The sequence below is a fragment of the Hamadaea sp. NPDC051192 genome, assembly GCF_040682475.1.
GTDB classification, from domain to species: Bacteria; Actinomycetota; Actinomycetes; order Mycobacteriales; family Micromonosporaceae; genus Hamadaea; species Hamadaea flava.
Genome location: NZ_JBFBAZ010000110.1, coordinates 1 through 13,728, shown reverse-complemented (window position 1 = coordinate 13,728; position 13,728 = coordinate 1). Strand labels below are relative to the sequence as shown.

The following is a 13,728-nucleotide window of genomic DNA, read 5'->3' as shown; positions in this document are numbered from 1 at the left end:
AGACCAATCACCTGCCTGCGCATCCGACGGTGTCGGCCCGCAAGCCGACACCGTGGCCGCACCATCACCCGACGGGCAGGTCAGCCGCTACCGCCAGGTGACCACGAGGGGAGAAGTTTAGGGACGTATCCCGCCCCGGAGATCGACCTGCACCTCGACCGAGTTTGAGCAGCTCGGCAGATAGAGGTACGTGCGGTTGGGTACGCGTTTCGACCATCGAGGACGGGCTTGATCGAGGGGCACCAACCTGCGCCCCTCGCTCTAGTTGACGAAGAAGGGCGTCGCTCGGATGACGATCAGCCCGCCGGCGCACGTCCCGCAAGCCGGGCAGCGCGCATCCGTTCCGCAATGCTGCGCGAAGACCCTGATCTGGTAGCCGCTCCATCCGCTCAATCCCAACGCTCGCAGGTGAGGTAACAGTTCATCCACATGCAACCGATCCACACCGAAGCGGATCTTTGTACGTCAGCGTGTGCCTGACTCTGTAGCGAAACCCGAACGCCGGACAGAACGTCGTCCGTGCCGACGCCGTCGACCGTGACGCGGCCCTTCTCGAGAGCTGGCACTCGCGCATCGTCAACTGGGGTTTCCCCCGGTCGCGCATTGACCCTTGAGGGCCGCTGATCTGGATTTGTCCCCCGGACACGGGGACAGCTGGGACGCGAAGATTCCCCTCCGGCAGGCTCGTCGTGACTGCGACGCGAGAGAGCGGCCGGGCTGTCATACTCCCTCACCATGAGGCGGATTGATCGTCGTTGGTTAGGCTGGGTTCTTGTCGTCGTCGCCCCTTTGATCGTGGCGGTCGCGGTGGTCGCCGATGGGTTCGCTCGCCAGGGCTACGTCTACGCGCGTGCCTTCGCCTTCCCGCTTCTTGCCGTTCCGCTCGCTGTGGGCCTTCTGGCCCTGAGCGCGCATCTGTTGATCCGGCGTCGCAACCTGCGCCTGTTCCTCGTCTGGTTCAGCGTGGTGGCCGCTCTCCTTGGCGGATGTCTGGGGCTGCAGGCCAGCGCCTTCCTTACGACCTTCGACCCGGGAGACCGGACGATCCTGGCCGATACTCCTAGGTTTCGCCTAGTCTCCTACCGCGCTGAAGGCCTCTTCGCAGGATCGGAAACCGTACTGCGGGTGCAGTCGAGAAACGGTCTCATGAGCCGCGAGGGCCTGATCGACATCGCCTGCTTTTCTGATCCGTACCGTACGGATGGCAACGAGTGGATCTTCGGCTCTGCAACGTTCAGCGGAGAGACAGAGATCGAGGCCGTTGCCGAGGACGGCACTACCTGGCGGATTTCATTCGACGCCGTATCACTGGCTGCACCACAGCCACTGGATCGCTGTACCGATGCGCCGGCTTTTGCCGACTGATGCGCCCGGTCGCGTACGGCCACTCGCGGCGTAGGCAAGGCGCCGGGGTGCTCACCCTTGGGGGTTCCAGGGCTGCGGCTTGCTGGTAGGCGGCACGCCGGGCCTGACGGCGATGCTCACGTTCGGCGGGATCGCGTATCCACAGGTCCAGCTTATCGGCCTGTCGTTCATCGCTTGCTCACGCCTGCTGAGGGGAGCGCCCTCCGGGACGGCGCCACTGCCGTGGCCAGGTAATCCCGGGCAAGTTGTGGCAGAGGTCCGCCAGAAACCGTATGCGCTGGCGGTCTCGATGGTGATGCCGAGCAGCCAGCCGGCCCGATCGGTTTGATCGATCCGGCCGGCCTCAAGAGCGAGCAGCGTGTCGATGCGTTTCGTGACCCCACCAGATGGCTCACTGATCCGAGAAAGCCGCTCCAGTCGACGGATCTGCAACGTCATGGGTGGCGTTGAGCGCCGGCCGATCCTTAACACCGACGTCCAGGTCCAGGGATCGCGTGATCTGCCGCACCAGTCGTGCGCCGAGGAACGCTGTAACCAGGACCGCCCCCGTCTCCGCTGTCCACAGCGGATAGGCCACGAGGCGCGTGTCCAGCGCCGTCTTCTCGAACATGCCACCGTGCGAGGTAACCATGTCGTGCAGCCAGATACATCCATTGAGCGACACAGTTGTGATTGCGCCCGTCCACCACCGATTGACCAGGGATGGTTGCGGGTGAGGGTCACGTGCCCGCTGCACGTCCCGAACCACGAGGTATGGAATGAGCCATCCGCCGATCGACCGTTCTCGCCCTCGTGACGGCGTGCCGCCTAGGAGTTCGGCCTTGCGCCGAGCCCGGTAGAGCCAGGTGCTGAAGGCGCAAGCCGCGAATAATGGCCCAAGAATCCACACCCTGCCGACCGCAACGGCCCCGAGGTTTCGCGGCATCAGATCGTTGAGCAGCTCGTACGCCAGCAGGGCGGGTAACACCGGGTCGCTATTGCCGTGCACCACCACGTTGATCCGGTGTTCGTAGTTTCCCATGGCAACGATCGTGCGCAGTACATCACCGATCGCCCACAGAGCCAGCGCGACCACCGTTAATCGGGCAGGGAACCGCAGGCCGCGCGGCTCCCGCCCAATCGGCGTCGCTCCCACCGGCCGATTGCTGATCGTCTTCTCCACAGTTCGCCCATCCCGTAGGCCTTCATGGCTCCTGCTTTCACCGTGCAGTTCAGCCGCAGAACGGCCACTTGGCCGTCGACTGCCAGAGCTGTAGCGGCCCAGCCGTACCTTGGCTCCTGACGCTAGCCTCAAATGCTGGTCTGACGCAGGTCAGCCCCCGGGACAGGTGGAATCACCTCCGCTGAACTCCACGCAGTGCGCCGGGGCCGCAGGCGGCGGACTCGACGGGTGCAGGGTGCGCCACATTCCGGCCGCACCTGCCAACCCCGCCGGCACGAGCAGCACAGCAAGACCGAGGAAGCCTATGAACGTCTTGCGCATCCCGCCCGCCCATGCCAGGACGGCGAGGATCACGGGGCCACCCGCCAGGAGCGCCGCGAGCCATAGTCCCGCGTGCGCGCTCTGAGCCGCGTACAGGGCCGTCGTTTCGCTGCTGCCGCTGTACGAATCGGCCCACTGACCCAGTGCGAGGGAAAGTAGCCGACATATCAACGCGAAGGTCGCGACGACCCAGGCGGTGCTCAAAACGCCAACCGCGACGCGCAGACTCGACCGGCGGCGTGGCGTCGCTGAAACGCTGGGACTCATGAGGCAAACCCTTCTGCCATCGCGACGAACTGGAGTGGGTACGGCGCGGTCATGGCCGCAACACCGCTACGACCGTCCTTGTCGCCGCGGCGATCAGCGCGTCGTCATACCCGGCGTCGCGTTCGTCGCGGGTGGACATAATGGCTAATACGATCGGCGCGCTATCAGGTGGCCACACCACGGCGATGACGTTGCGCGTTGCGTAGAACGCGGCCCCGGTCCTGTCTGCGACTGTCCAGCCACCCGGAACGCCAGCCCGAACGAGCTTGTCGCCGGTGGTGTTACGGCGAAGCCAATCGACCAGCACATCGCGGTCCTCGGCGGACAGCGCTTGGTCCACGGCGTACGCTCGCAAGTCGGAGGCGAGCGCCCTCGGCGTGCTCGTATCACGGTCGTCACCCGGCTTGACATCATTGAGCGCGGGCTCCCGGCGCTCCGGATCAGTGACCTGGTCGCCGATCTCGCGCAGCTTCCGCTTCAGTCCGGCCGGGCCGCCGAGCAAATCCAGCAACAGATTGCCGGCTGTGTTGTCGCTGTACCGCACAGCCGCGTCAGCCGCCTCGCGAACACTGATGCCCGTGGCCACCCGGTCCTTCGTGATCGGTGAGTAGCCCGCGAGCTCGGCTGCTGTGTATCGGATCACCCGGTCAAGCTCGGCTGGCGACGTCTCGTCCAATACCGCCGCCGCGGCCAGCGCCTTGAAAGTCGATGCGTAGCCGAACCGCTCGTCGGCGCGATGCTCGACGGTGCGCCCGGAGCCGGTATCCACGGCGTAGATTCCGAGTCTCGCATCAAACCTGGTTTCGAGCTGAGCGAACTCCGGACTCGTGATGGCGGCCGATGCCGCTGCAGTGCCCGGTTCGCCTATGCGGTCGGCAGGCGATTCGGTCGCGGAACAGCCGGCAAGCGCTCCGAGTCCCAGCGCGGCCGCGAGAGCCAACGCGGCCCGTCGGACGGTGGGTGCAGTGGATCCGAGCATCTTGAAATGTGTCCTCTCGTCGCCCGATGTGGCGAAACCTTGTCTGTCCGGGGGTTCATGCCCGGACACCGGAGAAAGCTTTGCACCGCAGGGCATATACGGTCCAAGACACAGATGTGCTGATCCATGCGAAATATGCATAGCTGTAGGCTGCCGGCTGTGGACATCGTTGAAGCATGCAGGGCATTCGTGGCGGTCAGCGGGCATGGCAGCTTCACGATCGGCGCGGCGGCGGCTCGCATCCCACAACCGGTGGCCAGTCGGCGAGTTGCGGCGCTGGAGGAACATTTCGGCGCCAAGCTGTTCGACCGCACGTCCCGCAGCGTCACACTGACGGCGTTCGGCCACGACATGCTGCCCGCAGCCCGACGCCTCGTCGAACTGGCCGAGGCGATGGAGCAGGACGCCGGGCGCGCGAAACTTCGGCCGTTCCGACTGGCGGTACCGGCGGTCTGTTCGCCCCGCCATTTGGCCAGGCTGGTCGCTGACGGCCGCCTAGCCGACCTGCACCTCGACCCCCAGCCGGCCGGGCCGCGCGAACGCAGGGACTTATCCAGGTCGCTGGAGGTGCGGGCCGCTCTGGTCGCGGTTGCGCCGGACGAGGCGACCTGGCGGGTACCCCTGGGGCTGGCCGGGACTACCGAAACCGAAAGCTCGTCCATCTTTCTCGAATCCCTGCGGGCGAGCCGGGCCGACCGGGTCGCCCGCCCACGTCGCATCTGGCTCCAGCCTGAAGACGACGTACCACACGTACGAGACCGGATGATCCGGCTACGCGACGCGGTCGGCCTCCAACTGGCGCAGGTCACGGCCGCACCGTCATTCGTCGCCGCCGCAGGCCAGGTGCTCGGTTCGACTGACCTGCTGCTCTGCTCGTCCAGCCAGGCCCACGATCTCGGGCTGCACTGGCGGACTATCGGCGAGACGCAACTGGACCGGGGCTATGGCGTCGCGGCTGGCCAGCGACCGGATGCAGTGCGGCTACGGACCAGCCTCAACGGCCCGATCGCACGCTGCCTCGGCGCGTCTGCAGCGCCGGCAAGCGCCAAGCGAAGGTCTAGCGAGGATGCCGAGAGAATGGCGTGAACGTGACGATGACTATCCGCGAGGTCCGCGAGGCGCTGCACGACGCCGGTCTACGTGGCTCGTTCCTGGTCCGCGATCTGCACACCGGCGAGGAAATCGGAATCGACCCTGAGCGGCAGTTCCCGATCGCCTCGCTAGTGAAGGTACCGCTCGCCGTCGCGGTCCTCGAACGGATCGCTCGCCGGGAACTCGACCCAGCGACCCCGATCGAGGTCGCACCCGGCCGAGCCGACAGCCAAGGGCCGACCGGGATGAGCAAGTTCCGGTATCCGGCGCGAATCGCCTTGGACGACTTGCTCTACCTCAGTACATCGATCAGCGACGGCGTCGCGGCGGACGCACTGTTCGCGCTCATACCGCCAGCGGAGGTCACCGCCGAGCTGCGGAACCTCGGCATCGAGGGCATCACCGTGCGCCACCGCATCGTGGACCTTACCGACACGCCGGCGGAACGGCTGCATCGTGGGGAGGCACACCTGGCGCACTCGCTCGCCATCAGGGCAGCTACCGCCGGCCACGGCCACCCGATGCCTCAGCTCGATGTGACCCGAGCGAACGCCGGCTCGGCACGCGCGTTCGTGGACCTACTGCAGGCGTTGTGGACGCCGTCGCCGATTCACCCCGCAGCCGCCGCCCGGGTGCGGGAGCTGTTGGGCGACAACGTACTGCGACACCGGCTGGCACCCGATCTAAGCTCGGACCTGTCGCGCTGGTCGTCGAAGACCGGCACACTGCTCAACCTGCGGCACGAGGTCGGCGTGGTCGAACACGCCGACGGGCAAGTCCTGGCAGTCGCCGCTCTCACCGAATCTCGGGTCCCGGCGGTATTCCAGCCGAGCGCGGAGGCATTGGTAGGCCGAGTCGCCCGAACCTTCCGCGACCAGCTCAGGCGGCAAGACACCGCCGGACGGTCCTTGTAGGTGGAGCACGTTCGAACGGTGATGCCCATACAGCGGGCGGCGGCAGGGCCACGTCATCTGTGATGCTCACCGAGTCCGCACCGATGACTTCGCGCCATGATTGCGCTCTTCGCCTTCCGTATCGCACCGGGCAGACAACCCCGTCCGGGCGGGCTTCACAAAGGCCACAGCACGGGTACGAGCAGTACCGCCACGGCCAGGAACCAGGCCACCAGCGGCAGGCCGAGTCGCCAGTAGTCCCCGAAGCGGTAGCCTCCGGGTTCCTTGACCATGAGATTCGCCGCCGTCGCGATCGGGGTGAGAAACGACGCGGCGGCGGCGACGCCGATGCACATCATGACCGGTTGCACGGCCACGCCCACCTCGCCGGCCGCGGCGGCGCCGATGGGGATGACGATCAGCGCGGTCGCGGTGTTGCTGATGACTTGACCGAGCGTGACCGTCAGCAGGAACAGCCCGAGCAGCAGGAGCATCCCGCTGGCGCCGAACGCCGTCACTATCAGGTGGGCGAGGGTGTCGGCCGCGCCGGATTGCTGCATCGCCACCGACAGCGGGATCATGCCGGCCACGATGACCAGTGTCGTCCAGGAGATCCCGTGGTACGCCTGCCGCATGGTGATGACCCTGGTGACGATCATGGCGCCCCCGGCCACGACGGCGGCGATCGCGGGCGGGATGAGTCCCGTCGCGAGCAGGATGATCATCGCCACGAGGACGGCGGTCGCACGAGCAGCACCTGGGCCGAGAGGGATGGCCTGACGGCGTACCGCTGCGGGAGCGTCCACGACGACGACGCCTCCCTCGACGCTGATCTGGCGTTCGAGCGCCTGCCAGGAACCTTGCACGAGCAGCGTGTCACCCGGGGCGAGGGTGACCGGGTCCTCGCCGAGGCTTTCACCGGCCCGATGAATCGCGAGGATGACCAGTTCTCCGCTGTCGGTCGGCATGCCCGGATAGACGCGGTCGCCGACGAGCGGGGACCGCGGGGTCAGGATTACCTCGGCGGCGCCGAGGCTTTTGGTGATGGGTTTCTGGTTGAGCTGATAGTGCTGGGCCAGGGTACGGGCGTGGCCGCCCAGGTCGGGTGGTAGCGACCGGGGCGTGCGTTGTGGGAGTAGCCGCGCGCCGAGCAGGACGGTGATGGCGATCGTTCCAATGACGAGTGGGATGCCGACCTGGGCGTACTCGAAGAAGCCGAAGGGCCGGCCCCCGGCGTCGGCGGCCGCCTGCGAGATGAGCAGGTTGATCGGGGTCGCGGTCAGGACCAGCAGGGATCCCGCGTGCCCGGCGAAGGCCAGTGGCATCGCCATCGTGGACGGAGATCGGCGGAGCCGGACGGCCAGGAGCACGACCATCGGCAGCAGGGCGGCGGTGGCGCCGTTGACGCTGATGAGCGCGGCGAGTAAGGCGGCCAGGACCATGGTGGCGACCAGTAGCCGGCGTGGCTGGTCGCCGGCCCGGCGGGCGAGTTGCTGCCCGGCCCAGGTGGTGACGCCCGCGACGTTGAGTCCCTCGCTGACGATGAACAGGCCGGCGATGAAGGCGATGACCGGATCGCCGAATCCGGCGAACACGTCGCCGGCCGGAAGGACCCCGGCGGCCCAGAGCGCGATGGCCGAGCCTACGGCGACGATCTCGACAGGCAGCTGGTTCCACACGAACAGCACGATCACGACCGCCAGCACTAGCAGGCATATCGTGGCGTCGCTCATGCCCGGGTTCCCCGGCTACGGCAGCTGGACCGGGGCACCCGGCCCGAGCGGGATGCCGATCAAGTACCAGGCGACGAAGAACAGTAGCCAGGCTACGGAAATGATGAGCGTGTACGGGATCATGAGTGACACGACGGTGCCGACGCCGGCCTGTTTCCGGTACTTCTGGGCGAGCAGGACGATGAACGGCAGGTACACCATGAGTGGGGTGACGACGTTCATCGGCGAGTCACCGACCCGGTACGCGGCCAGGACGGTCTGCGGCGCGACGCCGAGGCGCAGGAACAGCGGCACGAAGATGGGGGCGAAGATCGCCCACTTCGGGATGACCCCGGGGATGATGATGTCCAGGATCAGTGTGACGACGATGAATCCGATGAGCAGCCACAACGGGCCGATGTTGGCGCTTTCCAGTCCGTCGGCCATCTTCACCGCGGCGACGGTGGCCATGTTGGTGTAGTTGAAGTAGGCGATGAACTGCGCGATGACCAGCAGCATGAAGATCAGCCCGCCGAGGCCGGCGAACGTTTTGGTAATCGCCGCCATCGCGGCCGAGCTTCCCTTGAGGGTCCCGGCGCCGGCGCCGTAGCACAGACCGCAGACCAGGAAGATCAGCATGATGAGGAAGATCAGGCTGTCCATGAGCGGCGAGTCCTCGACGAGGCTGCCGGTCTCCGGGTTGCGCAGGATGCCCCAGGACGGCACCGACAGGAGCAGAATCACGGCGAGCACCACCAGGAAACCCCACAGGGCGTACCGCAGTCCTCGGGCCTGATTCTCCTCCGGGCCGGTCTGCCCGTCAGGTGCCACGTCGTCGCCTACGCCGGTGGCCGGTTCCGCTCCGGAGAACTTGCCCAGCCGGGGCTCGATGACTTTCTCGGTGATGAAGGTGATCAAGAAGGCGAGGAAGATCGTCGAGCCGATGCCGAAGAACAGATTCGCCGTCAGCCCAATGGAGCGTGACGGATCCACCAGAGCTGCCGACTCGTTGGTCACCTCCGTCACGATCCCGTCGATCGGGGTGATGAGGATGTTCACCCCGAACGTCGCCCCGACCGCGGCGAAGGCGGCGGCCAGACCGGCCAGCGGATGGCGGCCGACGCTCATGAACGCGACCGCACCCAGTGGGATGAGGACCAGGTATCCGGCGTCGGAGGCGATCGAGGACACGATGCCGAGGAACACGATGATGAACGTCAGCGACCATTTCGGGGCGACGGCGACCAGTTTGCGGATCAGCGCCCCGATCAGCCCGGCCTGCTCGGCCAGACCCACGCCGATCATGGCGACGAGGATGACGCCGACGACACCGAAGTTGGTGAAGTTCTGCACCGCCGAGGTGAAGATGAATCGGATGCCGTCGGCGGTGAGCATGCTCTTGATCTCGGTCGTCTGGGTGTGCGTCTCGACCGGCGGATTCAGATCGTGCGGCGTCAACGAGGGTTCGTAGGTACCGCCGTCGTAGGTCTGCTCGGCCACCACCGGCGCCGGCTCGGCGACTTCGTAGGTCACCTTCACGCCGACCGCCGACAGGATCGCCGACAGCACGATGATCAGTCCGATCAGGATGAGGAAGATCATCACCGGGTGGGGCACCTTGTTGCCCACGCGTTCGACACCGTCCAGCATTCGCTGGCTGAAGCTGCGTTTGCCGTCGTTCGCCGCCGTCTGTGCGCTCACACCCGTGCCTCCGGCCTCTCGTCGCCCGCGTACATGTCGCTACCGGCCGCCGTCGGCCGGCGGCGCGATGAAGCCGCACGCCAGCTCAGCCAGCAGACGCGCGCCGAACCCGGAGCACCCAGCCGTCTCCCAGCCATCTGCCTTCTCGTTCTGGGCGGTTCCGGCGATGTCGATGTGGGCCCACGGCCGGCCGGCGACGAACTCCTCCAGGAACAACGCGGCGTGAATGGCCGCAGCGTTAGGCCCGCCCATGTTCTTGATGTCAGCGACCTGCGAGTTCAGCTCACTGCGGTAGCGATGCGCCAACGGCAACTGCCACACCGGCTCGTCCACCGCCTGCGCCGCCGCTTTGACCTGGTCGATCAGCGGCTGATCGTTGCCCATCACCCCGGCGATCTCGGTACCGAGGGCACGCATGCACGCACCGGTGAGGGTCGCGATATCGACGATCGCGTCGCCCGGCTCCTCAGTGGCGAGCACGAGAGCGTCAGCCATGACCAGCCGTCCCTCGGCGTCGGTGTTCACGACCTCGACCGTGGTGCCGCCCCGGATGACCAGGACGTCTCCGAGCTTGGTCGCCGAACCCGACGGCATGTTGTCGGTACACATCAGATAGCCGGTCACGGCGACCGGGCAGTCCAACTCGCGCAGGACGCTCATCGCGGCCAGGATTGCCCCGGCCAGACATGTCGTTCTTCATCGTCGCGTGCACGGCGTCGGCCGGTTTCAGCGCGATACCGCCCGAGTCGTACATGATGCCCTTGCCCACCAGCGTCAACCTCGCCCGCGGTGAACCGTCCGGCCGGAAGGTCAGCTTGACCATACGAGGTTCGTCGACGCTGCCCGCGTTCACACCCAGCAACCCACCACAGCCCAGGTCCAGCAGAGCCGCCTTGTCGAACACCTCCACGCTCAGCCCGGCCTGAGCGCCGAAGGTTTGGGCGACCTCGGCGATGCGCGCCGCGTTCAGCACACTCCCCGGGCAGTTGGCCAGGTCTCGGGCCAGCGCGGTCGCTCGGGCGTACGCAGCGCCGCGGCGGGCACCGGCACGTAGCTGCTCCAGATCACCGTCCGCGATCACGGTCACTGCGCCGATCGGCTCGGCCGTGCCGTCGCTGGTCTTCAGCGGGGTGTACGCGTACCGGGCCAGCAGCGCGCCTTCGACTGCGGCTTGGGCCATCGCCGCCGGATCCGTGCGGTCCGCCGACGGCAGCCGGATCGCCAGCTCGGTGTAGCCGGTAGCCGCCCGCGCATATTCGGCCACGGCGGTACGCAGCCGGGCCGAGTCGAGGCCGTCCGGCGATCCGGTGCCGTAGACGATCACCAATTGGCCCTCGCCGGGCAGCGCCAACGCCTGACCCACCTGACCGGTGAATCCGGCAGCCGTCAGCGCATCCCAGGAAACTCGCACGTCGGCCGGTACGTTGCCGTCCGTCCCGATCGGCACACCGAGTACCGGCCGCTCGCCCGAGTCCGACAAGCTCACGACCTCGATCGCCGGATTGTGCTGCCAAGCCGGAACCGGATCGACCTTGTCCAATGCCAATGTCATCGCGATGCCCCCAGACGCCCCGCAACCGTCCGCAACCCGGCCTTCACGGACCCACCTGGACTAACGCAGCTAATGTCCGAAATGTAACGATCATGACGTGATTCTCGCCGACGGCGCAACGGCGCGTGGCGAAAACCGGAAACCTTCGCCGCCGATCGGTAATCTGGCGGGCACAGGCCCTCCCCCACGGGAGCGATGATGGTCGTAGACGTGGAACAGATCGCGCAGCGCGCCGCGACCGGAACGTTACCCAGCTGGGAGCAGGTCGACGGGATCGTCGCCGACGCCTACCGGTACGCGAGCCAAGACACCGGCGGGCACGTCGCCGACTACATCCCCGCCTTGGCCTCGGCCGAACCCGACTTGTTCGGAATCAGCGTGGCGCAAACCGACGGCGCCACGCACGGGATCGGCGACGTCGACGTCGCCTTCACGATCCAGTCGATCTCCAAGGCGTTCGTCTATGCCCTGGTGTGCGATCTGATCGGCCACGACAGCGTCCGGGAACGCATCGGCGTCAACAACACCGGGCTCGCCTTCAACTCGGTGATCGCGATCGAACTGAACGACGGCCACCCGATGAATCCGATGGTCAACGCCGGTGCCATGGCGACCACCGCGCTGATGCCCGGAGCGTCGGCCGAGGAGCAGTGGGAGGCGATCCGCTCGGGCCTGTCCGCCTTCGCCGGCCGGCCGCTGCGCCTCGACGAGGACGTTCTCAGCTCCGAGGCATCGACGAACCACCGCAACCGGGCCATCGCCCAACTGCTGCACAGCTACGGCCGGCTGGACCGCGATCCGTCTCAGGTCGTGGAGACGTACACGCGGCAGTGCGCGCTACAGGTGACGGCGACGGATCTGGCCGCGATGGGCTCGACGCTGGCCGACGGCGGCGTCAACCCCATCACCGGGGAACGCGTCGTATCTGCGACCGTCTGCCGCGACACTCTCGCGGTACTGGCCGCGAACGGGTTGTACGAACGCTCCGGTGAATGGCTGTTCGACATAGGCCTGCCCGCCAAATCCGGCGTCGCCGGAGGCATCGTGGCGGTCTGCCCCGGCAAGGCGGGCATCGGCCTGTTCTCCCCGCGCCTCGACTCGGCGGGCAACAGCATCCGCGGCCGGCTCGCAGCCGCGCACCTGTCCCGAGCCCTCGGGCTCAACGTCTTCGCCTCCGAAGCCGTCGTCACCGGATCAGCGTCACAGATCGTCACTTGATGACAGACGAGCCTCGGGTTTGCCGACGTCGTAACGGATCGCCCAGAAGAGGTTGTTCGATCAAGGCTGGTCGTCTGGGGCCTGGCCAGGGGGTTGCGATCACCACAAGGACCAAACGGCCGTCGACGGATCGCGGCAGCGGCGATCCCGTCACGACGGAGCGCAGCCGCCTAATCTCGACCCTCCCGCTGTTAAACGAGTCGTACTGGATCCGGCGCTCGGGTGGTGGATCCATGTCACGACCCGGGTCGGGCGATGTGGCTCTGTCGCTGATCTTGTGACGGGCGCGTCGCCGCTCCGAGATCTTCCGCGTGAATCGGTCTCATGTGGACGAGTTCCTCCCACACCTGTGAGCGTTGGAGATTCAGCGGATAGAACGGCTACCGGAACAGACCACGGTCTTCGCCCACGATCGCGGAACGGATGCCCGCCCGGGCAGCTCGTCTGGCTCACCGGCTCGGTAAGCCTGCGGCGAAGGACACCATGCTGCCGGGGCCGACCAGGTAGAAAGACACGGTAGGACCTTCGGGGATGGCATGGCTTCGACAACCAAGGCGTCCAGACGAGGAGCAGTTAGGGATGTATCCCGCCTAGGGAACCAGTCCCCTCCCCCGCCGGAACGGTCAAGGAGCGCGTCCGCTCCGCTGACAGCTCATCTTGTGGATCGCGGTTACCACGCGGTGTCGAATCCATGCTCGACCGGCCTAGAGTCCTCACCCGCCATCCTCGATGACTGCGGCGCGACCCGTCCGAGCCGCGCCGCCTGGTTCGCCACCAGTCAGATAGACCGTCGCCGGACCGCCGTAACGGCCACATTTGGCCCGTGAGCTGCGGGAATGAGTGTCAACGGTCATTTGGATCACCGGGTGGGCGGTTGTGGGGCATCCGGGCTGGCGGACAGTATTTCTCCGGATGGGCGGTCACGAGATCTGGATCTTGTTTAGGTCAGGGGTGTGACTCCTTTCCCGGCGAGGGCTTCGGCGAGGCGATGGCTGTCTCCCTTGGTCAGCACGAGGTGGGCGTGGTGTAGGAGTCGGTCGACGGTCGCGGTGGCGAGGGTTTTGGGCATGATCGTGTCGAAGCCGCTGGGGTGGATGTTGCTGGTCACCGCGATAGATCTGCGTTCGTAGGCGGCATCGATGACGCGGTAGAACGCTTCGGCGGCGTCTTGGCCGGCGGGTAGCATCCCGATGTCGTCGACGACGATCAGGTCGACTCCGCAGATCCGGGCGATGGTCCGTGCGACCGATCCGTCGACTTTTGCTTTGCCGATCGTGTGGGTCAGCGTTTCCAGGGTGAACCAGGCGACCCGCATGTCCGACTCGATCGCTGCCGCGGCCAGGCCCTCGACGAAGTGCGATTTGCCGGTCCCTGTCCGCGTACGAGCTCACATGTCGGCGGGGGTACGACCTGACGTGTCGGTCTCCGGCGGCGACGATCATGACATGGTGGGTCCGTCGGGCGCC

The 13,728-nt window shown here is 66.7% G+C and carries 8 protein-coding genes and 2 pseudogenes; 4 read left to right on the top strand and 6 right to left on the bottom strand.

Annotated elements, in window-relative coordinates; translation table 11 throughout:
- Window positions 1-735 precede the first annotated feature (735 nt).
- Window positions 736-1,365, top strand: coding sequence for a hypothetical protein (locus AB0M47_RS32005; protein WP_363420653.1), 630 nt, complete (start codon window positions 736-738; stop codon window positions 1,363-1,365).
- Window positions 1,366-1,756: 391 nt separating this feature from the next.
- Here AB0M47_RS32005 and AB0M47_RS32000 read toward each other — a convergent pair whose 3' ends face one another.
- Entirely contained in the window at window positions 1,757-2,527 is a 771-nt protein-coding gene (locus AB0M47_RS32000) for a DUF4328 domain-containing protein (RefSeq protein WP_363420651.1), read from the bottom strand.
- Between the two features lie 637 nt (window positions 2,528-3,164).
- The gene (gene bla / locus AB0M47_RS31995) at window positions 3,165-4,094 is read right to left on the bottom strand and encodes a class A beta-lactamase (RefSeq protein WP_363420696.1); all 930 of its coding nucleotides are present in this window, start codon (window positions 4,092-4,094) and stop codon (window positions 3,165-3,167) included.
- A 159-nt stretch (window positions 4,095-4,253) separates the two neighbouring features.
- On the opposite strand from bla, the gene AB0M47_RS31990 reads away from it, so the two are divergent.
- Together AB0M47_RS31990 and AB0M47_RS31985 are read left to right on the top strand one after the other, a co-directional pair.
- Entirely contained in the window at window positions 4,254-5,180 is a 927-nt protein-coding gene (locus AB0M47_RS31990; RefSeq protein WP_363420648.1) for a LysR family transcriptional regulator, read from the top strand.
- Window positions 5,177-6,100 (top strand): serine hydrolase, encoded by a 924-nt coding sequence (locus tag AB0M47_RS31985; protein ID WP_363420646.1) that lies wholly within the window; start codon window positions 5,177-5,179, stop codon window positions 6,098-6,100. Before AB0M47_RS31990 ends, AB0M47_RS31985 begins: the two co-directional genes overlap by 4 nt.
- Before the next feature lie 155 nt (window positions 6,101-6,255).
- On the opposite strand, the gene AB0M47_RS31980 is transcribed toward AB0M47_RS31985, so the two are convergent.
- From AB0M47_RS31980 to AB0M47_RS31970, 3 genes and pseudogenes are all read right to left on the bottom strand, one after another.
- Window positions 6,256-7,812, bottom strand: coding sequence for an SLC13 family permease (locus tag AB0M47_RS31980; RefSeq protein WP_363420643.1), 1,557 nt, complete (start codon window positions 7,810-7,812; stop codon window positions 6,256-6,258).
- 15 nt (window positions 7,813-7,827) lie between these two features.
- Complete coding sequence (locus AB0M47_RS31975) at window positions 7,828-9,492, bottom strand: AbgT family transporter (protein ID WP_363420640.1); 1,665 nt, start codon at window positions 9,490-9,492, stop codon at window positions 7,828-7,830.
- Window positions 9,493-9,531: 39 nt separating this feature from the next.
- Window positions 9,532-11,044 (bottom strand): annotated as a pseudogene (locus AB0M47_RS31970) (leucyl aminopeptidase).
- A 210-nt stretch (window positions 11,045-11,254) separates the two neighbouring features.
- Here AB0M47_RS31970 and glsA point away from each other — a divergent pair.
- The gene (gene glsA, locus AB0M47_RS31965) at window positions 11,255-12,262 is read left to right on the top strand and encodes a glutaminase A (protein ID WP_363420637.1); all 1,008 of its coding nucleotides are present in this window, start codon (window positions 11,255-11,257) and stop codon (window positions 12,260-12,262) included.
- 940 nt (window positions 12,263-13,202) lie between these two features.
- Here the strand turns inward: glsA and AB0M47_RS31960 are convergent.
- Window positions 13,203-13,625: pseudogene (locus tag AB0M47_RS31960) on the bottom strand (ATP-binding protein); the annotation flags it as partial.
- Window positions 13,626-13,728 lie beyond the last annotated feature (103 nt).

What these genes read in the sequence shown, in the direction of transcription:
- AB0M47_RS32005 (WP_363420653.1), top strand. Translation starts at nt 736, where the DNA reads ATGAGGCGGATTGATCGTCGTTGGTTAGGCTGGGTTCTTGTCGTCGTC.
- bla (WP_363420696.1), bottom strand. Translation starts at nt 4,094, where the DNA reads ATGCTCGGATCCACTGCACCCACCGTCCGACGGGCCGCGTTGGCTCTC.
- AB0M47_RS31980 (WP_363420643.1), bottom strand. Translation starts at nt 7,812, where the DNA reads ATGAGCGACGCCACGATATGCCTGCTAGTGCTGGCGGTCGTGATCGTG.